Raw genomic sequence first — 19,521 nt, 5'->3', positions numbered from 1 at the left:
ACAAAGCAAAAATGGACCTCAAGAAGATCCCCATCGGCAAGAACCCGCCCCGCGACGTCAACGTCGTCATCGAAATTCCGCTGCGCGGCGATCCGGTGAAGTACGAAATCTGCAAGGAATCCGGCGCCATGTTCGTGGACCGCTTCCTCAACACCGCCATGTACTACCCCGTCAATTACGGTTTTGTCCCCCATACCCTGTCGGCCGACGGCGATCCCGTGGACGTCATGGTGGTCGGCCGTATTCCGGTGGCGGTGGGCTCGGTGATGCGCTCGCGCCCCATCGGCGTGCTGCTGATGGAAGACGAGGCCGGCATGGACGAGAAGATCCTGGCCGTGCCCCATTCCAAGCTGCATCCGTTCTATGACGGCGTGAACAGCTACGAGGACCTGCCCAAGATCCTGGTGCAGCAGATCGAGCACTTCTTCGTCCATTACAAGGACCTGGAAGTGGGCAAGTGGGTGCAGCTGAAGGGCTGGGGCGGGCCGGAGCGGGCCGGTCAGATCATCCAGGAATCCATCGATCGCGCCGCCGCGGCCAAGCCGAAGAAGAAGTAGCCCAAGGCGTTGCCGACATGACCGCCGCTCTCCTGACCGGGAGCGGCGGTTTTGTTTTGGTCAGCAATGCTCGGCCATCTCGCTGTCGTCGTCCACGCATTCGCTGCGGAAGACCATTTCCGTGACCATGGCGCGGTCCAGATGGGTATGGACCTCGACGTCGGCGATGGTCCGGGCGATGAAACGGCCCAGCTCCATCAGGTAATCGGGACCATTGACGGTCAGGGGCGCATAATTGGATTGGCGGCTGAGTCCCAGATCGACGACGAGCATGACGGCCTCCTCATTTCCCACCACCGCAGGATATGCCGTCATCTAAAGTATAAGTCGTGGGTTTCCTGAAGGTGAGCCCTGCGCCCATAGTATAGTTTTCAAACTATCGACAATTTTACCCAATTTGTTCTGAGGCCGCATGGCGCTGAAATCAGGCCGTTGCCGCCGACTTGCGGCCGATCCGATCGTAGGCCTGGCCCACCCGCATCAAGCAGATGGACCGGTCGGGCTGTTCGCCGCTGATGGTGGCCAGGATCAGCTTGGCGATGGTGGAAAAGGTACCCACCTCGGGATCAGCGGCGAAAATCATGGGGAAGGCGGCGATCACCGATCTCGCCTCTTCCAGTTCGTTACCGAACAGGTTGCGGCCCATCACCTTATAGCAATCCAGCAGGCGCTCCACCGAGCCCAGGACGGCATCCAGGTGAAGGTGACGGCGCATGGATTCCCGGACCTGCAGCGCCAGTTCGTGGGGACGCCGGGCCAGTTCGCCGGGGATGAACGGCCGCATGGCCAGCATGGCGCTCTTGTCCCTCGCCGACCCGACGCAGACGGCATGGAACTGGGCCAGCCGGAAGCTGGTGTCGCCGCAGCGGGTGAACATCATCATCACCAGCACGTCGGTCAGGTGGTTGGTGAAGGTCTTGTCGGCGGCCTTCAGGCGTTCGGCCAGGAAGCCGCTGGTGGTGTCCTCGTGCGCGGCCAGGCCGATCAGCTCGTCGCGGCTTTGGGCGAACAGGCGGGGATTGAAGTTGAGAAGGGTCCGAAGAAACTGGAAGTCGGCGGAATCGGGCAGCTTCACCCCGGCCTGGGCGGCGCCGTTGCGGAATTCCTCGATCAGGGTCTGGGCCTCGATCTCATTGGGTTCCAGCTTGTAGGGCGGCGGGACCTTGATCTTGACCTTTTCCGTGGTGGTGACCTTGCCCAGGGCGAACTCGACGCCCAGGATGTTGTAGTTGCGCGGCTTGGTCACCGCCTTGTCGACCAGCTTGAAGCCTTCCTTGCCCTCGTTGCCGGTGCGGGCGATGGCGGCCTGCTTGGCCTCGGCCGCCTTGAGATGGGTGGCCAGCTTGGTCAGCGATTCGTCGACCACCTTCCAGACCAGCTCGCGCACCTCGCCCCAGAATGCCGCCTGACGGTCGGGCTTGGTCAGGATCTCGTGATCGACACGCGACAGCACGCGCTTTTCCAGCCCGTCGCGGCAGCGGCGCAGAATGGGGCCGGTGACGAAGGCCTTGGTGATGGCGGCGAATTGCGGCACGAACAGGAAGAAGGGCTGGTCCAGGCACCAGGCCACCGAGGGAATGGCCGGCAGCGGCACCCGCATCAGGGCGAGGCGCTTGTCCAGGGCATCGCCCAGCTGGGCGGCGACGAAGGCCTCGGCCTGGGTGAAGGCGTAGTCGTCGGCCTCGGGCGGCAGGGGCGGCGGCATTTCCATGGGCAGGTCGGCGGCCCGGCGCAGGGGGGCGGGTGCCGGCGCGGCCACGGGCGCCGGCGGCCGGCCGGGCGGTTGGCCGTGGATCTTCTGCCAGGCCAGGGCGATCTCGGGGCGCTTGGTGATCACCACCTGGATGACTTCGGCGGCCAGGCCCTTCTGCTCGGCGAAGCCCAGGCCGGGCAGGCCGGCGGCGAAGGCGTCCTGAATGGTGGCCAGGAAGGTGGCGTCGCCCTGGCGCCGCAGCAGGGTCTTCAGGATTTCCGCCATGAAGCGCAGCAGGGTGGGGGAATCCTCGACTTTGGCCAGACGGGACAGCACATCGTCGAGAAGCAGGCGCTGGTCGGCCGGGAGGATATCGGTCATTACGGCTTCCAATTCTTTTCTATGGCCACCGCCGACACCGAATTCTTGGGTGAGCCGTCGATGATCTTGTCGCTGTAGACCAGATAGACCAGCACATCACGCTTGCGGTCGTGGAAGCGCACCACCTGCATGGTCTTGAACAGCAGCGAGGTATCCTTCTTGAACACCACGTCGCCGTCCTTGAGACTCCCCTCCATGCGGATCGGCCCCACCTGACGACAGGCGATGGAGGCGTCGGAGGTGTCTTCCGCCAGCCCGATGCCGCCCTTGATCCCGCCGGTCTTGGCCCGCGACAGATAACAGGTGACGCCGGCAACCTTGGGGTCGTCGAAGGCCTCCACCACGATCTTGTCGTTGGGCCCCAGCGCCTTGAACACCGTCGACACGCTGCCGATCTCCTCGGCCCCCGCCGGGGCGGCGCCCAGCAGCAGGAATGCGACGGCGGGAAGAAGCTGGCGAAGGGCAATCATGATATCACTCGATAATCCCGGGAGAGCGGACGGACTGTCTTAGCATCGACCCTAAGGGATAAATGGTGAGCAATCTGTGAACGTGTTTACAGAAGAGACATATTTTCCGCATGACCAGGCTCAAGGACCAGGATGGGGCAGGGAGGGCAAGCTGCGGCCTTCGTCACGTCAGGATGTCGCCATGCCTTTTCCCGCCTTTTTCGCCGATGCCCCCGCCATCACCGTGCAGGATTCCCTGGCCGCCTTCCTGGGGGCGCCGTCCGACGGCATGATCACCTATCGCTACGAGGATGCGGTTCGGCTGGCCGGGCATTCCTGCCCCACCGTGGCCGGAGCCTGGCTGATGACCATCAAGGCCCTGCGCGCCCTGTGGCCCGATTCCATGCCCGAGCGCGGCGCCGCCCAGGTGCTGATGGACGATGGCCAGGAAGACGGAGTCACCGGCGTGATGGCCGCCGTGGCCGGTCTGGTCACCGGCGCCGCCGGGCCGGGCGGGTTCAAGGGTATCGCCGGCCGTTTCGGGCGCAACGACCTCCTGCGGTTCGACGCGGGGTTTGGTGCCGAGCTGGCTTTGCGCCGCTCCGACAGCGGCGCCATGGCGGTTGCCCACTATCATCCCGAACTGGTGCCCGCCGATCCCGAAATGCGCGAGAGGCTGCAGCGCGTGCTAGCCGGCAGCCGCGATGCCGAGGACCATGTCCGCTTCGCCGAGCTTTGGCAGGACCGGGTCCGGCGCATCCTGGTGGATTTCGCCGACCTGCCCGGGCTGGTCAGGATCGAGATGCGCTGACGGCATAAATCTGCTAAGACCGGCTCGGTTTCCGGCAAGCATAGGTCCGTCATGTCCGTTCTGGTGCCCGTGTCGTGGGGCGAGATCATCGACAAGATCACCATTCTCGAGATCAAGGCCGAGCGTCTGACCGACGCCGCCAAGATCGCCAACGTCACCAAGGAACTGGATGAGCTGGTGGCGGTGCGCGAGCGCGAATTCCCCAAGCATGCGGGTCTGGCGGCTCTGTCGGCCGAGCTCAAGGCCATCAACGGGAAGCTGTGGGTGATCGAGGACGACATCCGCGATTGCGAACGCGCCAAGGATTTCGGCGCCAAATTCGTCGAGCTGGCCCGTGCCGTCTACTTCACCAATGACGAGCGGGCGGCCGCCAAGCGCAAGGTCAACGACCTGCTGGGCTCGGCGCTGGTCGAGGAAAAGTCCTACGCTCCCTATTGAGGTGACGGCGCCTTGAAGCTGCAGCGCCTGATCTCCGACGCCCTGCGCCGCCTGCGGCCCCGGCCGCAACGACCCGCCGAGGCCTCCGGCGTGCTGCTGCTGTCGGCGGGCGGCCTGGGCGACACCGTGCTGTTCGCCCTGGTGGTGGACCGTTTCGCCGCGCTGGCGCGAGAGGGGGAAACGGTCACGGTGCTGCTGCGCTCCGACGGGGCGAAGATGGCCTTTCTCTTTCCCCCCGGCATTCAGGTGATCAAGGTGGATTTCGGCCGGCTGGCCAAGGATGCGGCCTATCGCGGCGCCACCTTCGACGACCTCTACCGCCGGCATTACCGTCTGGTGGCTTCCACCGACTTCAAGCGCCACCCCGATCTGGACGAGGCCCTGGCCTTCGCCTGCGAGGCGCCGGAAAGCGCCGCCATGCGGGCGCGGCCCTGGACCAAGTATCAAAGCCGCCTCGACGCCAACGCCAAGCGCTGGAGACGGCTGGTCGAGACCGGCGACGCTTTGCTGGACAAGGTGGTGCGCTGGTCCCGTTTCGCTTGCGAACTGACCGGCCGGACCCTGCCGCCGCCCCGCGTGGCGCTGTCGCCCGCCCAGATGCCGCCCCAGGTGGAGCTGCCCGGCCCGACGGTGATCGTCCAGCCCTTTTCGGCGGTCCGCCAGAAGCAGAGCCCGCCCGCTCTTTACGGCCGCATCGCCGACATCCTTCCGCCGGGGTGGAGCCTGCGCATCGCCGGCCATCCCTCCGATCTCGACAAGAACCCGGATTACCGGCCGCTGCTGGATCTGCCCAACGTTTCGTTCGAACCGGCGCCGTTCTCGGAATTGGCAGGCATTCTGCGCGGCGCCCGCCTGGTGGTCTCGGTCGACACCGCCTGCATGCACCTGGCCGCGGCGCTGGGGGTTCCCACCTTGTGCCTGGCCTCGGCCGGCTTTGTCGGTGAGATCGTGCCCTATGCCGACGAGGTGATGCCCGGCAACCTCAGGGTGTTATACCAGCCCATGGATTGCGCCGGTTGCCTGGGCGATTGCCGCCTCCCGCCTGTGAATTCCATGTTTCCCTGCGTCGCGGCTCTCGACTCGGACGCGATTTTGACCGACATTGCCAGGATGGTGGAGGGAGGTTCATGAAGATCGCCGCCCTACTCGATCCGGTTCTGCGGTTCCTGCTGCGCTATCGCAAGCGCAAGAAGCGGGCCGAAGGCGTTTTGCTGGTCAGCTCGCGCGGGCCAGCCGAAATGGTGTTCCTGTCGGCGGTGCTTCCCCGCTTCATGCGCCTGGCCAAGCTGGACGAGAGCGTCACCCTGCTGTGTCGTGCCGACGCCGCCGGCATGTCCTTTCTGTTCCCCCGCACCCTGAAGCTGCGCCGCATCGATTTTCGCCGCCTGGACGAATTGGAATACCGCTGGAACAGCTTCAAGGAGCTGTTCTCCCAGCATTACCGGCTGATCGTCTCGCTGGATTACGTCCGCGAGCACGACCAGGACGAGGCGCTGATCATCACCGCCGACCCGGCCGAGACGGCGGGCATGGTGCCGCCGCCCTTCAAGCGCAATTTCCACCAGCGCCTGGAGGAGAGCGAGAGGGTCTTCGACCTGCTGTTCGATTCGGGTCCGGTACGTCAGGACAAGATCGTCCGCTGGTCGCGCTTCGCCGACGAGGTGCTGGACGACCGCCAGCCGCCGGTCCTCGCCCTGCTGGAAGACAGCCAGCTTCCCAATGCCGAGGCCCTGTCCGCCCCCACCATCGTGCTGTTGCCGTTCTCGGGCGTGAAGCAGCGCATGCTGCCGGCCGAAACCTGGCGGCTGCTGGCCGATCTGGTGCCGCCCAACTGGCAGGTGCTGGTAGCGGGCCACAAGAACGACTTCGACAAGAATCCCGATTACATGTCGCTGCTGACCCAGCCCAATGTCCGGATGGAGACTTCGGGCTTCGAGAAGCTGGCCTCCACCCTGCTGGGGTCCAAGCTGGTGATCGGCGTCGATACCGCCGGCCTGCATCTGGCGGTGCTGCTGGGCGTGCCCACCCTGTGCATGGCCAGTGCCGCCTATGTGGGGGCCGGTGTGCCCTATGACGACCGGGTGGTGCCCGGCAACGTGCAGTTCGTCTACGTGCCCATGGAATGCCAGGGCTGTCTCGGCCGCTGCAAGTTCCCCCTGGAAGACGGCATGTACAAATGCGTCAACGCCATCGATACCGATCAGGTGCTGGCCTTCGTCCGTGATTCGGTGGCCCGGGGCGTCTTCTAGTCCATGAGCCTGCTATCGACCCTGTTTCCGCGTGGCATGCGTCGCCGCTGGTGGATGTTCCGTCCCATCGACGCCATTGTCGCCCTGTGGCCGGCTCCGCGCCGGCGCAAGGGCGCCGTGGTGGTGCGCATGGACGGCATCGGCGACATGGTGATGTTCCGCGCCGCGCTGGAGCATTATCCGGATGTGCTGGGCTTGGCGAAATCCGAGATCACCGTGCTGGGCTGCCATTCCTGGAAGGCGGTGATCAACGAGGTGTTCGACGGCTTCACCGTGGTGACCATCGACGAGCATGCCTTCGAGAAGAAGTGGCTCTACCGCCTGAAGATCGCCCTGTGGATCCGGCGCCAGGGCTTCGCCACGGCGCTGTGCGACATGTTCATGCGCAAGACCCTGACCGCCGACACCTTGGTCTGGGCCAGCCGCGCCCCCGAACGCATCGTCTGCACGCCCTTCATCACCGAGCGCACCCGGGCGGAATATTCCTGGTATCTGGCCAAGGCCACCAGGGTGATCGACACCGGCCCCTACCCCACCCACGAGGGCCTGCGTCACTTCACCTTCCTGCAGGCGCTGTCGGGAACCCGCATGAAGCCGCAAGTGCCGTCCATCCCCTGGCCCGACCGCAAGCCCGACCTGCCCGAGGGCGGGCCTTATGTGGTGATGTTCATCGGCTCCAACGAGCCGGGGCGGCGCTGGCCCCTGGAGAATTTCATTGCTGTTGCGAAACAGGCTTTGGAGTCCGGGCTGCGGGTGGTGTTCGTTGGCGGCCCTCAGGAAGCCTATGCCAAGCTCGCCCTGGTGGAGATCGCCCATCCCGGCCTGATCGACGCCATCGGCAGCCTCAAGCTCGGCCAGACGGTGGATGTGATGAAGCATGCCGCCTGCGTGGTCGGCAATGATTCCGGCCCCGGCCATCTGGCCATCGGGGTGGGAGCGCCCACCGTGCTGCTGGCCGGCGGCGGTCATTTCGGCTGCTTCGTGCCCTACCCTGAGGAGATTCGCCCGCCCCAGGCCCGTTTCCTCAATGCCCCCATGGAGTGCTACCACTGCCTGTGGCGTTGCCCCAAGCGGGCCAGCAACCAGGACGCCTTTCCCTGCGTCGCCGAGATTCCCACCGATGCGGTGTGGGCCACGGTGCGGGAATTGGCCGGGCTTTAACAAAACTCCGCTTCGCGGCAGGGCTACCGCCCAGACCCGTTCGGAGGCACAGCCTCCGAGCCACCAGTTTCTTTTTATTTCAATGGATTAAAAAGATGATGGGTTCGGGAAGCTGTGCTTCCCGGTTGGGGGATCGGGGGCAAAAGCCCCCGAAGTGGTGTTTCTCCGCAACCCGCTAACCTCGCTTCACAGGGCCGGTTCCTTCGGCTATGGTGGCGCCAAGGCCCGACCCGAAGCGGTCGGTGACCCAAAAAATAATCAGACAAAGCAATCGGTTGGATATGACACCTCCTGTCGGCGTTTTTGCCGCCGGGACGGTGCGCATGTCTTGATTCGCTCTGCGTGGAGGGATGTTTCCCATGGCATTGGTTAATGCGCACAAGCTGATCGACGAGGCGAAGTTCGGAAAGTTCCATTGGAACGTTCTGTTCTGGACCGCGCTGATCATTATTTTCGACGGCTATGATCTGGTCATTTACGGCGTGGTTCTGCCGGTTCTCATGAAGGAATGGCACCTGGACCCCATTCAGGCCGGGACGCTGGGCTCTTATGCTCTGTTCGGCATGATGTTCGGGGCGCTCACCTTCGGCTCGCTCTCGGACCGCTTCGGCCGCAAGCCGGTCATCGCCGTTTGCGTCGTGCTGTTCAGCCTGTTCACCGTGCTGAACGGCTTTGTCCGTGACACCACGGAATTCGCCATCTGCCGCTTCGTCGCCGGCTTAGGCATCGGCGGCGTCATGCCCAATGCCGTGGCGCTGATGACGGAATACGCCCCGAAGCGGTTGCGCAGCACCCTGGTGGCGGTGATGTTCAGCGGCTATTCGGTGGGCGGCATGCTGTCGGCCGGGTTGGGGATGACGCTGATTCCCGTCTATGGCTGGTCGGCGGTGTTCTTCGTGGCGGCGGTGCCCCTGCTGCTGCTGCCGGTGATCCTGTTCCTGCTGCCGGAATCCATCGGCTTTCTGATCAAGGCGGGCCGTACCGCAGAGGCGGCGGACAAGCTGGCCCGGCTGGAGCCGTCCTACAAGCCGCAGCCCGGCGACGAGATCTCGTTTCCCACCGGCGCCACCGGCCAGGCGTCGCTGCCGGCGCTGTTCGCCGGTGGCCGCGGCGTCAGTACGGTGATGTTCTGGATAGCCTTCTTCATGTGCCTGCTGATGGTCTATGCCTTGGGCTCGTGGTTGCCCAAGCTGATGAACAATGCCGGCTACGGGCTGGGGTCCAGTCTCAGCTTCCTGCTGGTGCTGAATTTCGGCGCTATCTTCGGCGCGGTGGGCGGCGGCCACATTGCCGACCGCATGAACCTGAAGCGCGTCCTGGTGGCGTTCTTCGTGATCGCCGCAATCTCCATCAGCCTGCTGGGGGTCAAGAGCCCGACCCTGGTGCTCTATGTCCTGGTGGCGGTGGCCGGCGCCACCACCATCGGCACCCAGATCCTGCTCTATGCCTATGTGGCGCAGTTCTATCCCATGGCCATCCGGTCCACCGGCATCGGCTGGGCTTCGGGCGTGGGGCGCAGTGGCGCCATTCTCGGCCCGGTCTTGGGCGGGACGCTGCTGGCCTGGAAGTTGCCGCTGATGCAGAACTTCATGGCCTTCGCGGTTCCCGGGGTGATTGCCGCCATCGCCATGAGTCTGGTGGTGCGCGGCGCCCAGCATGCTCCGGAGGAGGAGAGGGACCTGGCCTTCGCCGCCGAGACCGGCATGATGGAACCGGACTGAAGCCGGAAACATGCCCCTCCCCCCGCCGCAGGTGGGGGGAGGTTGGGAGGGGGGCTATTCCGCCGCCTTGGTTCCGTCCCCGGTCTTCGCGGCGGCCTTGGCGGCGGGATCTTCCAGGGCGGCCAGCAGGGCGGCCTTGATCTGGTCCAGCTTGCGGCCGTGTTCGATCTTATGGCCGAACACGTCCTTGACGTAGAACACGTCCACCACCCGCTCGCCATAGGTGGAGATGTGGGCCGACGAGATCTGCAGTCCCACATTGGTCATGGCATTGGTGATGTCGTAAAGCAGGCCCGGCCGGTCGCGGCCGTTGACCTCGACCACGGTGTGGGAGCGCGACGGCATGTTGTCCACCAGCACGCGGGGCGGCACCTTGAAGACATGGGCGCGGGACGGCAGCTTGCCCTTGCGCGCCGCCAGCTCGCGGTCGAGGCGGGTGCGGCCCGACAGCACCTGCTCGACGCAGGTGGCCAGCTTGGCCAGCTTGGCCGGGCTGTCGAAGGCGCCGCCGTCGGAATCCTGGATGCAAAAGGTGTCCAGCGCCATGCCGTTGGCCAGGGTGATGATCTTGGCGTCGACGATATTGGCCCCCGACACCGCCATGGCGCCGGCGATCTGCGAGAACAGGCCGGGATGGTCGCCGGTATAGACGATGATCTCGGTGACGGCGCGGTGGCTGTCCACCCGGGGCTCGACGGTGAGCGGGGCCCGTACCGCCTCGGCTTCGCGCACCAGACGGGCGTGGCGCAGGTGGATGGGCGTGTCGAAGGTGGTCCAGTAGGTGGAATAGCCGCGGGCGATATGGGCCTCGATGTCCTCGGGCGGCCAGGACAGCTTGAACAACTCGGAGCGCAGGGCATCCTGGGCGGCCTTGATGCGAGCGGCGCGCGCCGTGCCCGACAGGCCGCCGGTCATCACTTCCAGCGCCCGCGAATACAGCTCGCGCAGCAGACCGGCCTTCCAGGCGTTCCATACCGTGGGACCCACGGCGCGGATATCGGCCACGGTCAGGCAGAGCAGCAGGCGCAGGCGCTCGGGCGACTGGACCAGGGCGACGAAGTCGGAAATGGTCTTGGAATCGTCGATGTCGCGCTTGAAGGCGACCCGGCTCATGGACAGGTGTTCGCGCACCAGCCAGGCGGCGGATTCCGTCTCCTCGTCGGTGAGGCCGAAGCGCGGCCCCAGCTTCATCACCACCTCGGCCCCCAGGGTGGAATGGTCGCCGCCACGGCCCTTGGCGATGTCGTGGCAGAATACCGCCACGAACAGGGCGCGGCGCGACACCACCTGATGGATCACCTCGGACGAGGTGGGGGCTTCGTCCTTGAGGTCGCCGCGCTCGATGGCGTGCAGGATGCCCAGCGCCTGCACCGTATGCTCGTCCACGGTGTAGACGTGGTACATGTCGTATTGCATCTGGGCGACGACGCGGCCGAAATCGGGAATGAAGCGGCCCAGGACGCCGGCCTCGTTCATGTGGCGCAGCGCCACTTCCGGATTCTTGCGGCTGGTCAGCATCTCCACGAACAGCCGGTTGGCCGCCGGGTCGTTGCGCATGCCGGCGTCGATGCGCTTCAGGTTGCGGTGGACCAGGTCCAAAGCGTGGGGATGGATGTCGACGCCATGCTCCAGGGCGGTATGAAACAACCGGATCATGCCGACCGGATCGGTTTCGAACTGATTCTGGGCGCAAACGTCCAGGCGTCCGCCCTCCAGCTGGAAGCCACCGACGATGGTGCGGCGCGAGAATAGGCGGCCCAACTGCAGCCGACGCGGCTTGGTCTTGAAGGTTTCCTCGGTGACGGCGCAGAACAGCCGGGTCAGGTCGCCCACGTCCTTGGCAATGAGGAAGTAATGCTTCATGAAGCGCTCGACCCCGCGCGAGCAGGCGCGGTCGGCGTAATGCATGCGCACGGCGATCTCGGGCTGAACGTCGAAGGTCAGCCGGTCCTCGGGCCGGTCGGTCAGGTAGTGCAGATGGCAGCGCACCGCCCACAGGAAGGCCTGGGCCTTGGCGAAGCGCCGCGCCGCCGGGCGCGAGATGATGCCCTTCTCCGCCAGTTCGGCCACGTTTTCCACCCGGTAGACGTATTTGGCGATCCAGTACAGGGTGTGCAGGTCGCGCAGGCCGCCCTTGCCCTCCTTGACGTTGGGTTCCAGCACATAGCGGGAATCGCCCATGCTGGAATGGCGGGAATCGCGCTCGGCCAGCTTGGATTCCACGAAGGCCTCGGCGGTGCCGGTGATGATCTCGGCGCGGTAGCGGGTCCTGAGATCCTCGAACAGCGCCTGATCGCCCCACAGCCAGCGCATCTCCAGCAAGGCGGTGCGGACGGTCAGGTCGGCCTTGGCATTGCGCACGCAATCCTCGGCCGAGCGGGTGGAATGCCCCACCTTCAGGCCCATGTCCCACAGCATGTAGAGGATGAACTCCACCACCTGCTCGTGATAGGGCATGCGCTTGTAGGGCAGCAGGAACAAGAGGTCGATGTCGGAATGGGGCGACAGCTCGCCCCGGCCATAGCCGCCCACCGCCACCAGACTCATGGTCTCGCCCGCCGTGCGCACGCCCTGGGGGAACTCGCGGTCGCAAGCATAGTCGTGGACCAGCCGGACCAGCTGGTCGATCAGAAGGCAGTTCTCGCGCACCGTGGCGGTGCCGTCGCCATGGGCGTCGAACCGGGCGCGCACCTCGGCACGGCCCGAGGCCAGCACCTGCTTGAAGATCTCCAGCGCCTTCATCCGGCGCTTGTTCTTGGGCAGGTCCTCGGCCGACAGCTCGTCGAGCCGGGCGATGATCGCCTTGCGATGGATGATGGCGCGCTGGCCTTTGATCTTGCTCATGGTCTTGTGCCGTCACCGCAGGAAGTCGAAGGGGCGATTATAGGGGCCGGACAGCGGCGCCCGCCAGCCCCTTCGGACGCGGATTGGGCATGTGCGGCCAACTGCCCGTCAAATGGGCACTAAATCATTGCGCGTCAAATTTGACGCGCAATGATTTAGCTTGATATTTGTCCCTCTGCCTTAGCGCGGCCCTCCGGCCGCTTGGCCGCCGCCTCAATGGCGGCTGGTCGCGGCTTACGCCGCTCTAAAACTCCACCCCCGCCTGGGCCTTGATGCCGTCCTTGAAGGGATGCTTCACCATGGTCATCTCGGTGACCAGGTCGGCGGCTTCGATCAGGGGAGGCAGGGCGTTGCGTCCGGTCAGCACCGCGTGCTGGCCCTCCGGCCGTCCCCTGACGGCGTCGAGCACCGTGGCCAGGTCCAGGTATTCGTAGCGCAGCGCCACGTTGATCTCGTCCAGGATCACCATCTTGTAGGCGGGGTCGGCCAGCATGGCGGCGGCCACCTCCCAGGCGCGGGCGGCGGCGGCCACGTCGCGGGCACGGTCCTGGGTCTCCCAGGTGAAGCCCTCGCCCATGGCGCGGAAGGTGACCAGCTCGCCGAAGCCCTCCAGCACCCTCCGTTCGGCGGTGTCCCAGGCACCCTTGATGAACTGGACGATGCCCACCTTCATGCCGTGGCCGACGCAGCGGATCGCCATGCCGAAGGCGGCGGTGGACTTGCCCTTGCCCGCCCCGGTATGGACGATCACCACGCCGTGCGTGCCTCCGGTCTTCTTGGCCATCAGCTTGTCGCGTGACGCTTTCTTTTTGGCCATTTTCTCGCGGTGGCGCTGGTCCTGGTCGTCGATCATGATCTCTCCGGCGGGAAGGGGCGGCTTGGCATAAATGGCCATGGGGCCGCCGGCTTCAAGACTGAAACAAATCCTTCACGTTTCTGGCGCCGCGTCCAGCGGTATAAGCCCTGCGGGGATATGGAAGGATGACATGACGGAACAACCGGCCCAGCCCAAGATGACGGCCCGGTCCCTGGCGGTCCATTACGGCGGCAAGCCCGCCTTGAAGGGCGTCGATCTGGACATCGTGGCGGGCGAGGTCAATGCGCTGATCGGCCCGTCGGGCTGTGGGAAGTCGACCTTCCTGCGCTGTCTCAACCGCATGAACGACACCATCCCCGCCGCCAAGGTCAGCGGCCAGGCCACCCTGGACGGCGAGGACATCTATGGCCCCGCCGGCATGGACCCGGTGCTGCTGCGCGCCCGGGTGGGCATGGTGTTCCAGCGGCCCAACCCCTTTCCCAAATCCATCTACGACAACGTGGCTTTTGGCCCGCGCCTGCATGGCCTGGTGGCCGAGGGCGACGAGATGGATGTCCTGGTCCGGACCAGCCTCGAGCGGGCGGGACTGTGGAAAGAGGTCAAGGACGTGCTGGGCAATCTGGGCACCAGCCTGTCGGGCGGCCAGCAACAGCGCCTGTGCATCGCCCGCGCCATCGCCGTCAGCCCCGAGGTGATCCTGATGGACGAGCCGTGCTCGGCGCTGGACCCCATCGCCACGGCGCGCATCGAAGAGCTGATCGACGAGCTGCGCGACGTCTTCACCATCGTCATGGTCACCCATTCCATGCAGCAGGCGGCCCGCGTGTCGCAGACCACCGCCTTCTTCCACCTGGGCGAGATCGTCGAGGTGGGCGCGACGGAGCAGATCTTCACCGCGCCCGCCAATTCCCTGACCCAAGGCTATATCACCGGCCGCTTCGGCTGAGGGACCAGGTCTCGCCGAGACCTGGCTAGGCCCAAGGGGCCGCGCCGCTGATGCGGCGGGAGCCAAGGCGGACGGAGGTCCGCCGCCCGGCGATTGAGGGGCTCATCGAGATAACGAGTGAGGAGATTCGACAATGACCACCATCGGCGAACCGCATATCGTCAAGTCCTACGATTCGGAACTGGCCCGGCTGGATGATTCCCTCGCCCGCATGGGGGGATTGGCCGAGGCGCAACTGGCCTCGGCGCTGGACGCCCTGGAGCGGCGCGACAGCGACCTGGCCGCCCGGGTGGTGGGGGCCGACGTCAAGGTCGACGAACTGGAAGCCTTCGTCAACGAGCAGACCGTCCGCGTCCTGGCGCTGCGGGCGCCGGTGGCCGACGATTTGCGCACCGTGGTGGCGGCGCTGAAGATCGCGGGAGAGATCGAGCGCATCGCCGATCTGGCCGCCAATGCCGCCAAGCGGTCGCTGGTGCTCAACCGCCTGCCGCCGGTAGAGCCCATGCGCTCGCTGCTGCGCCTGGGGCGGCTGGCCCTGGGGCTGGTCAAGGAGGTCATGGACGCCCATCTGGCCCATGACGCCGACCGCGCCCTGGCGGCCCGCGACCGCGACCAGGAGCTTGATGACGTCTATGCCTCGCTGTTCCGCGAAATCCTCACCTACATGATGGAGGACCCGCGCAACATCACGCCGTGCTCGCACCTGATGTTCATCGCCAAGAATCTCGAGCGCATCGGCGACCATGCCACCAATATCGCCGAACTGGCCCATTTCCGCATTCTTGGCCGGAGCGCCCTGCAGCAGCGGACCAAGAAGGACGATTCGTCCCTGGTGGGGGCCGATCCGGAGTAATTCGGGGCCGTCATCTCCTTCGGGCTATCGCCCGAACCCATCCGGGGCGATGCCCCGGACCCCCTTTATTTCTTGTGAATAGAAGAAAGGGAGGTTTGGAGGGTTACCTCCAAATCGGGAACCGGGGCGGGCGCCCCGCGCGGGGCAGAGCGCCATCACCAGAAGTGGGTGGACAGCCAGTAGAACAGGGCGGCGACCGTTCCTGCCGCCGGAATGGTGACCACCCAGGCGACGATGATGTTGCCGGCAATGCCCCAGCGCACGCCGGACACCTTGCGCGCCGAGCCGACGCCGATGATGGCGCCGGTGATGGTGTGGGTGGTGGAGACCGGAATGCCCAGCCAGGTGGCGCCGAACAGGGTGGCGGCACCGGCGGCATTGGCGCAGAAGCCGTCGACCTGCTTCATGTCGGTGATCTTGGAGCCCATGGTCTTGACGATGCGCCAGCCGCCGAACAGGGTGCCGAGACCCATGGCCAGCTGGCACAGCACTGCCACCCAGACGGGGACGTGGAACTCGCCGCCCAGCATGCCCTGGCTGTACAGTAGGGCAGCGATGATGCCCATGGTCTTCTGGGCGTCGTTGCCGCCATGGCCCAGGGAATACATGGCCGCCGAGAAGAATTGCAGGATGCGGAAACGGCGATCGACCACGAAGGGCGCGGTGCGGCGGCATAGCCACGACACGATCAGGATCAGGGTCATGGCCAGCACCAGGCCAATCAGTGGCGACAGCACGATGGCCGAGCCGGTCTTCAGGAAGCCGGCGGGAACCAGGGCGGAGAAGCCGCCCTTGGCGATGCCGGCGCCGGCGATGCCGCCGATCAGGGCGTGGGAGCTGGACGACGGAATCCCCAGTCCCCAGGTGACGACGTTCCAGACAATGGCCCCCATGAGGGCGCCGAAGATCAGGTGGGTGTCCACCAGACCCGGTTCGACGATGCCGGTGCCGATGGTCTTGGCCACGCTGGTGGTGAAGAACACCAGGGCGATGGTGTTGAAGAACGCCGCCCAGGCCACCGCGTATTTGGGTGACAGCACGCGAGTCGAGACCACCGTGGCGATGGAATTGGCGGCGTCGTGCAGGCCGTTCAGGAAATCGAACACCAGGGCCGTGACGACCAGGGCGACGATGATGGGGAAGGCGACGGATTCCATCGGATGGGCCTAGACCTGTTCGATGACCACCGTCTCGATGACGTTGGCCACGTCGTCGAAGCGGTCGGAGACCTTTTCCAGGCGCTGATAGATCTCCTTGCGGGTGATCAGCTTGACCGGGTCCTTCTCGGTGGCGAACAAGGTGCGCAGACCTTCGTGCTGGCGCTTGTCGGCGGCGCTTTCCTGGCGGCCGATGGCGTCGCACAGCTCGTTGATGGCCGCCGCGTTGCGGGTGACTTCCCGCATCATGGGAATGGCCTTGGTCAGCAGGTGGGCGCACTCGGTGATGCCGGTCGCCAGCGCCCGCATGTCCGGGGTGAATTCCTTGACGCCATAGAGGTCGACGCGCTGGGCCACCTCCTCGATGGTGTCCACCGCGTCATCCATGGTGGTGATCAGCCGGTGGATCTGGTCGCGGTCGAAGGGGGTGATGAACGAGCGGTGCAGGGCCTGCAGCGTTTCGCGGGTGATGAGGTCGGCCTCGCCCTCGAATGCGCAGATCTGCTTGAAATGCAGATCGATGTCGGCGCCGTCGCCCATCATGGCTTCCAGCGCCTTGGCGGCCGAGTGGATCTTCTCCGCGTGCTTGGCGAACAGCCCGACGAATTCCTCTTCCTTGGGCATCAAGGCACGGAACATGCGGAAAAACATGGGGAAGCCCCTGGGCAGTTACGGTAATCGCCGCCTCAATACCACATGTGACCGTAAGATGACACGTGGTATCGCGCTGGGCTGCTATCGCGCCCGGCGGCGGTACAGGAAGAACACCGGCGCCCGGCCGGTGATGCATTTCTGTTCGTAGCGGGTGGCGGGCCAGTCGGCCGGGACCGCAGAGCGGTCGGCGGTGGCCAGAATCTTCTCGAAGGCCGGATGGGCGTCCAGGTGACGGGCGGCCCAGGCTACATAGATGGGATCGTCGCTGGCCACCCGCAATTCGCCGCCGCTTTCCAGTACCCGGGCCAGCACGTCCAGGGTCTCGGGCGAGATGAAGCGCCGGTCGGCGTGGCGGGTCTTGGGCCAGGGATCGGGAAACAGCACGAAGACCCGGCCCAGGGAGCCGTCGGGCAAGGCCGGCAGCAGCAGGCGGACGTCTTCGGGGAAGACACGGACATTGTTGCCCAGCTGGCGGGCCTGGACATGGCCGAGCAGGCTGGCGATGCCGTTCCGGAACACCTCGCAGCCGATCAGGCCGATGTCGGGATTATCCTCGGCCAGTTGGGCCAGATGCTCGCCGCCGCCGAACCCCACCTCCAGCCAGACCGAGCGCACCGCGCCGGGGAACAGCAGGGCGGGCTCGACACGCTCGTCGGGCTCGGGGACCGCCACCGTCAGGCGGGGCAGCAGATCCTCGATCAAGCCGAGGGCGTTGCGGCGCAGGGCCTTGCCCTGGCGCCGGCCGAAAAAACGCGGCCGCTCGGCGGCCGCGTTTCCATTTTCGGCATGCTTGCCCATGAAAGCTTAGAAAGCCTTCTTGAGCTGCTCCACCAGGTCGGTCTTCTCCCAGGAGAAGCCGCCATCGGCGTCCGGGCTGCGGCCGAAATGGCCGTAAGCCGCGGTGCGGGCATAGATGGGCTTGTTGAGGCCCAGATGGGTGCGGATGCCCCGAGGGCTGAGGTCGACCAGCTGCTGCAGCACCACGGCCAGCTTGTCCTCGTCCACCTTGCAGGTGCCAGAGGTGTCCACATAGACCGACAGCGGCTTGGAGACGCCGATGGCGTAGCTGAGCTGGATCACGCACTTGTCGGCCAGGCCGGAGGCGACCACGTTCTTGGCCAGATAGCGGGCGGCATAGGCGGCCGAGCGGTCGACCTTGGTCGGATCCTTGCCCGAGAAGGCGCCGCCGCCGTGGGGAGCCGCGCCGCCGTAGGTGTCGACGATGATCTTGCGGCCGGTGAGGCCGGTATCGCCGTCGGGACCGCCGATGACGAAGCGGCCGGTCGGGTTCACGTAGAACTGGTCCTCGGCGGGCATCCAGCCTTCCGGCAGCACGTTCTTGACGTGCGGGCGGACGATTTCCTTGATGTCGGCCTGGGACAGGCCGTCCACATGCTGGTGCGAGACCACCACCGAGGTGGCGCGGACCGGCTTGCCGTCACGGTATTCCAGGGTGACCTGGCTCTTCGAGTCGGGCAGCAGCTGCGGGGCGGCGCCGGAATGGCGGGCCTCGGCCAGGCTCTTCAGGATCTCGTGCGAGTAGTAGATGGGCGCCGGCATCAGGACCGGGGTCTCGTTGCAGGCATAGCCGAACATGATGCCCTGGTCGCCCGCGCCTTCGTCCTTGTCGCCGGCGGCGTCGACGCCCTGGGCGATGTCGGCGGACTGCGAGTGGACACGGTTGATGATCTCGGCGTTCTTCCAGTGGAAGCCGTCCTGCTCGTAACCGATGTCCTTGACCGCGTGGCGGGCCAGCTCGTCCATCAGGGCGGCGTTGACCGAAGCCGGGCCGCGCACTTCGCCGGCCATGACGATCAGGTTGGTGGTGACCAGGGTCTCCACGGCCACGCGGGCATAGGGATCGGCACCGAGGAACGCATCGACGACGGCATCGGAAATCCGGTCGGCGACCTTGTCGGGATGGCCTTCGGACACGGATTCACTGGTGAAGAGGAAATTCTTTTTGGACACGGGCAAGCCCTCCTAGATCCAACCAAAATTAGGACCAGGGGCATCAACACGCAACGGAGCGCCATCGTGATGCACCCACTTAGCCGAAATCAGCGTGGCGGCAAGCGGTCAAAATCTCCACGGGAGCGGGCACACCCCTCCGGGGGGTTCTTCTGACAGGCCAAGGGGCGACTCGTCAAGACGAATCGCCCCCGGGCCAATAGCCAGAATTTCAAAGGGTTATTTCTTGGTTTCGCCGATGGCGGCCAGCGCCTTGGCCAGATCGTAGACCCGGCGGCGAACCTGGGGATCGGTGATGCTGTAATAGGCGCGGACCAGTTCCAGCGTCTCGCGCTTGGTCATGGGGTCGGCCTCGAAACTGGCGGGTTCCTCGTTCAGACCGGACGTGCCGCGTGCCACGGCCACCGGGCTCTGATCCTGGACCGTCTCGGCCATGTCATCGAAAAAGAACGACACCGGCACATCCAGCACCCGGGACAGATCGAACAGCCGTGATGCGCCGATACGATTGGCGCCGCGCTCGTATTTCTGGACCTGCTGGAAGGTGAGGCCGATGGACTCTCCCAGCTTCTCCTGGCTCATTCCCATCAGGGTGCGGCGCAGACGCACCCGCGCTCCCACATGGATATCGACGGGATTGGGCAGGCCCGAAGGAAGGCGACCCCGGGAAGACCCGCGGTGGGTAGGGGCGGAATTGCGATTGCTTTTGACCATGGCTGCGTCCTAATAGGTCTGTGGGTGTGGCGCCCACTGTACTGGCAGTTGTATGGGCACCATACGTGCGCGATTGCATACAGTCAACACGCGGCGCGGGAAACG

19 protein-coding genes are annotated in these 19,521 nt (G+C 65.5%); 9 read left to right on the top strand and 10 right to left on the bottom strand.

What is annotated here, in order from left to right:
• Window positions 1-11 precede the first annotated feature (11 nt).
• Window positions 12-557, top strand: a complete 546-nt coding sequence (ppa, locus tag AMB_RS22700) for an inorganic diphosphatase (protein ID WP_011386830.1) — start codon at window positions 12-14, stop codon at window positions 555-557.
• A gap of 60 nt (window positions 558-617) precedes the next feature.
• Here the strand turns inward: ppa and AMB_RS22695 are convergent, their stop codons facing one another.
• The 3 genes from AMB_RS22695 to AMB_RS22685 all read right to left on the bottom strand — a co-directional run bounded on the left by AMB_RS22695 (window position 618) and on the right by AMB_RS22685 (window position 3,101).
• On the bottom strand, window positions 618-830 hold the full coding sequence (locus AMB_RS22695; protein ID WP_011386829.1) for a hypothetical protein: 213 nt from the start codon (window positions 828-830) through the stop codon (window positions 618-620).
• Between the two features lie 151 nt (window positions 831-981).
• Entirely contained in the window at window positions 982-2,631 is a 1,650-nt protein-coding gene (locus tag AMB_RS22690; protein ID WP_011386828.1) for a hypothetical protein, read from the bottom strand.
• Complete coding sequence (locus AMB_RS22685; RefSeq protein WP_011386827.1) at window positions 2,631-3,101, bottom strand: CreA family protein; 471 nt, start codon at window positions 3,099-3,101, stop codon at window positions 2,631-2,633. Before AMB_RS22685 ends, AMB_RS22690 begins: the two co-directional genes overlap by 1 nt.
• A 181-nt stretch (window positions 3,102-3,282) precedes the next feature.
• Here AMB_RS22685 and AMB_RS22680 point away from each other — a divergent pair, with 181 nt between their 5' ends.
• From AMB_RS22680 to AMB_RS22655, 6 genes are all read left to right on the top strand, one after another.
• On the top strand, window positions 3,283-3,891 hold the full coding sequence (locus tag AMB_RS22680) for a hypothetical protein (protein WP_043745683.1): 609 nt from the start codon (window positions 3,283-3,285) through the stop codon (window positions 3,889-3,891).
• Between the two features lie 51 nt (window positions 3,892-3,942).
• The gene (locus AMB_RS22675; protein WP_011386825.1) at window positions 3,943-4,329 is read left to right on the top strand and encodes a DUF6165 family protein; all 387 of its coding nucleotides are present in this window, start codon (window positions 3,943-3,945) and stop codon (window positions 4,327-4,329) included.
• A 12-nt stretch (window positions 4,330-4,341) separates the two neighbouring features.
• Complete coding sequence (locus tag AMB_RS22670; protein ID WP_011386824.1) at window positions 4,342-5,460, top strand: glycosyltransferase family 9 protein; 1,119 nt, start codon at window positions 4,342-4,344, stop codon at window positions 5,458-5,460.
• Complete coding sequence (locus AMB_RS22665; protein ID WP_011386823.1) at window positions 5,457-6,578, top strand: glycosyltransferase family 9 protein; 1,122 nt, start codon at window positions 5,457-5,459, stop codon at window positions 6,576-6,578. Before AMB_RS22670 ends, AMB_RS22665 begins: the two co-directional genes overlap by 4 nt.
• 3 nt (window positions 6,579-6,581) lie before the next feature.
• Window positions 6,582-7,739, top strand: a complete 1,158-nt coding sequence (locus AMB_RS22660; protein WP_011386822.1) for a glycosyltransferase family 9 protein — start codon at window positions 6,582-6,584, stop codon at window positions 7,737-7,739.
• Window positions 7,740-8,098: 359 nt separating this feature from the next.
• On the top strand, window positions 8,099-9,460 hold the full coding sequence (locus AMB_RS22655; RefSeq protein WP_011386821.1) for an MFS transporter: 1,362 nt from the start codon (window positions 8,099-8,101) through the stop codon (window positions 9,458-9,460).
• Between the two features lie 54 nt (window positions 9,461-9,514).
• On the opposite strand, the gene AMB_RS22650 is transcribed toward AMB_RS22655, so the two are convergent.
• Both AMB_RS22650 and cobO read right to left on the bottom strand, forming a co-directional pair.
• Window positions 9,515-12,304 (bottom strand): [protein-PII] uridylyltransferase, encoded by a 2,790-nt coding sequence (locus tag AMB_RS22650; protein ID WP_011386820.1) that lies wholly within the window; start codon window positions 12,302-12,304, stop codon window positions 9,515-9,517.
• 244 nt (window positions 12,305-12,548) lie between these two features.
• Window positions 12,549-13,199, bottom strand: a complete 651-nt coding sequence (cobO, locus tag AMB_RS22645) for a cob(I)yrinic acid a,c-diamide adenosyltransferase (RefSeq protein ID WP_011386819.1) — start codon at window positions 13,197-13,199, stop codon at window positions 12,549-12,551.
• A 91-nt stretch (window positions 13,200-13,290) separates the two neighbouring features.
• On the opposite strand from cobO, the gene pstB reads away from it, so the two are divergent.
• Window positions 13,291-14,067: a phosphate ABC transporter ATP-binding protein PstB gene (gene pstB, locus AMB_RS22640; RefSeq protein WP_011386818.1), complete on the top strand. Its 777-nt coding sequence runs from the start codon at window positions 13,291-13,293 to the stop codon at window positions 14,065-14,067.
• 133 nt (window positions 14,068-14,200) lie between these two features.
• Entirely contained in the window at window positions 14,201-14,920 is a 720-nt protein-coding gene (gene phoU / locus AMB_RS22635; RefSeq protein WP_011386817.1) for a phosphate signaling complex protein PhoU, read from the top strand.
• A gap of 155 nt (window positions 14,921-15,075) precedes the next feature.
• Here phoU and AMB_RS22630 read toward each other — a convergent pair whose 3' ends face one another.
• The 5 genes from AMB_RS22630 to AMB_RS22610 form a co-directional block, all read right to left on the bottom strand.
• Window positions 15,076-16,077: an inorganic phosphate transporter gene (locus AMB_RS22630; protein WP_011386816.1), complete on the bottom strand. Its 1,002-nt coding sequence runs from the start codon at window positions 16,075-16,077 to the stop codon at window positions 15,076-15,078.
• Between the two features lie 9 nt (window positions 16,078-16,086).
• Window positions 16,087-16,728, bottom strand: coding sequence for a DUF47 domain-containing protein (locus AMB_RS22625; protein WP_011386815.1), 642 nt, complete (start codon window positions 16,726-16,728; stop codon window positions 16,087-16,089).
• A gap of 84 nt (window positions 16,729-16,812) precedes the next feature.
• Window positions 16,813-17,529 carry a tRNA (guanosine(46)-N7)-methyltransferase TrmB gene (trmB, locus tag AMB_RS22620; RefSeq protein ID WP_011386814.1) on the bottom strand — a complete coding sequence of 239 codons (717 nt, stop codon included), beginning with the start codon at window positions 17,527-17,529 and terminating at the stop codon, window positions 16,813-16,815.
• 6 nt (window positions 17,530-17,535) lie between these two features.
• Entirely contained in the window at window positions 17,536-18,702 is a 1,167-nt protein-coding gene (gene metK / locus AMB_RS22615; RefSeq protein WP_011386813.1) for a methionine adenosyltransferase, read from the bottom strand.
• 219 nt (window positions 18,703-18,921) lie between these two features.
• Window positions 18,922-19,416, bottom strand: a complete 495-nt coding sequence (locus AMB_RS22610; RefSeq protein ID WP_011386812.1) for a helix-turn-helix domain-containing protein — start codon at window positions 19,414-19,416, stop codon at window positions 18,922-18,924.
• Window positions 19,417-19,521 lie beyond the last annotated feature (105 nt).

The sequence above is a fragment of the Paramagnetospirillum magneticum AMB-1 genome, from assembly GCF_000009985.1.
GTDB classification, from domain to species: Bacteria; Pseudomonadota; Alphaproteobacteria; order Rhodospirillales; family Magnetospirillaceae; genus Phaeospirillum; species Phaeospirillum magneticum.
Note: the sequence above shows the minus strand (reverse complement) of the source record. Positions and strands in the feature narration are given on the sequence as shown.

Bases quoted from the DNA above. Each gene is read 5' to 3' on its own strand.
- AMB_RS22695 (WP_011386829.1), bottom strand. From the start codon at position 830: ATGCTCGTCGTCGATCTGGGACTCAGCCGCCAATCCAATTATGCGCCC.
- cobO (WP_011386819.1), bottom strand. From the start codon at position 13,199: ATGGCCATTTATGCCAAGCCGCCCCTTCCCGCCGGAGAGATCATGATC.
- AMB_RS22610 (WP_011386812.1), bottom strand. From the start codon at position 19,416: ATGGTCAAAAGCAATCGCAATTCCGCCCCTACCCACCGCGGGTCTTCC.
- AMB_RS22660 (WP_011386822.1), top strand. From the start codon at position 6,582: ATGAGCCTGCTATCGACCCTGTTTCCGCGTGGCATGCGTCGCCGCTGG.
- AMB_RS22690 (WP_011386828.1), bottom strand. From the start codon at position 2,631: ATGACCGATATCCTCCCGGCCGACCAGCGCCTGCTTCTCGACGATGTG.
- AMB_RS22675 (WP_011386825.1), top strand. From the start codon at position 3,943: ATGTCCGTTCTGGTGCCCGTGTCGTGGGGCGAGATCATCGACAAGATC.
- AMB_RS22665 (WP_011386823.1), top strand. From the start codon at position 5,457: ATGAAGATCGCCGCCCTACTCGATCCGGTTCTGCGGTTCCTGCTGCGC.
- phoU (WP_011386817.1), top strand. From the start codon at position 14,201: ATGACCACCATCGGCGAACCGCATATCGTCAAGTCCTACGATTCGGAA.
- trmB (WP_011386814.1), bottom strand. From the start codon at position 17,529: ATGGGCAAGCATGCCGAAAATGGAAACGCGGCCGCCGAGCGGCCGCGT.
- ppa (WP_011386830.1), top strand. From the start codon at position 12: ATGGACCTCAAGAAGATCCCCATCGGCAAGAACCCGCCCCGCGACGTC.
- AMB_RS22625 (WP_011386815.1), bottom strand. From the start codon at position 16,728: ATGTTTTTCCGCATGTTCCGTGCCTTGATGCCCAAGGAAGAGGAATTC.
- AMB_RS22630 (WP_011386816.1), bottom strand. From the start codon at position 16,077: ATGGAATCCGTCGCCTTCCCCATCATCGTCGCCCTGGTCGTCACGGCC.
- AMB_RS22680 (WP_043745683.1), top strand. From the start codon at position 3,283: ATGCCTTTTCCCGCCTTTTTCGCCGATGCCCCCGCCATCACCGTGCAG.
- pstB (WP_011386818.1), top strand. From the start codon at position 13,291: ATGACGGAACAACCGGCCCAGCCCAAGATGACGGCCCGGTCCCTGGCG.
- AMB_RS22650 (WP_011386820.1), bottom strand. From the start codon at position 12,304: ATGAGCAAGATCAAAGGCCAGCGCGCCATCATCCATCGCAAGGCGATC.
- AMB_RS22655 (WP_011386821.1), top strand. From the start codon at position 8,099: ATGGCATTGGTTAATGCGCACAAGCTGATCGACGAGGCGAAGTTCGGA.
- AMB_RS22685 (WP_011386827.1), bottom strand. From the start codon at position 3,101: ATGATTGCCCTTCGCCAGCTTCTTCCCGCCGTCGCATTCCTGCTGCTG.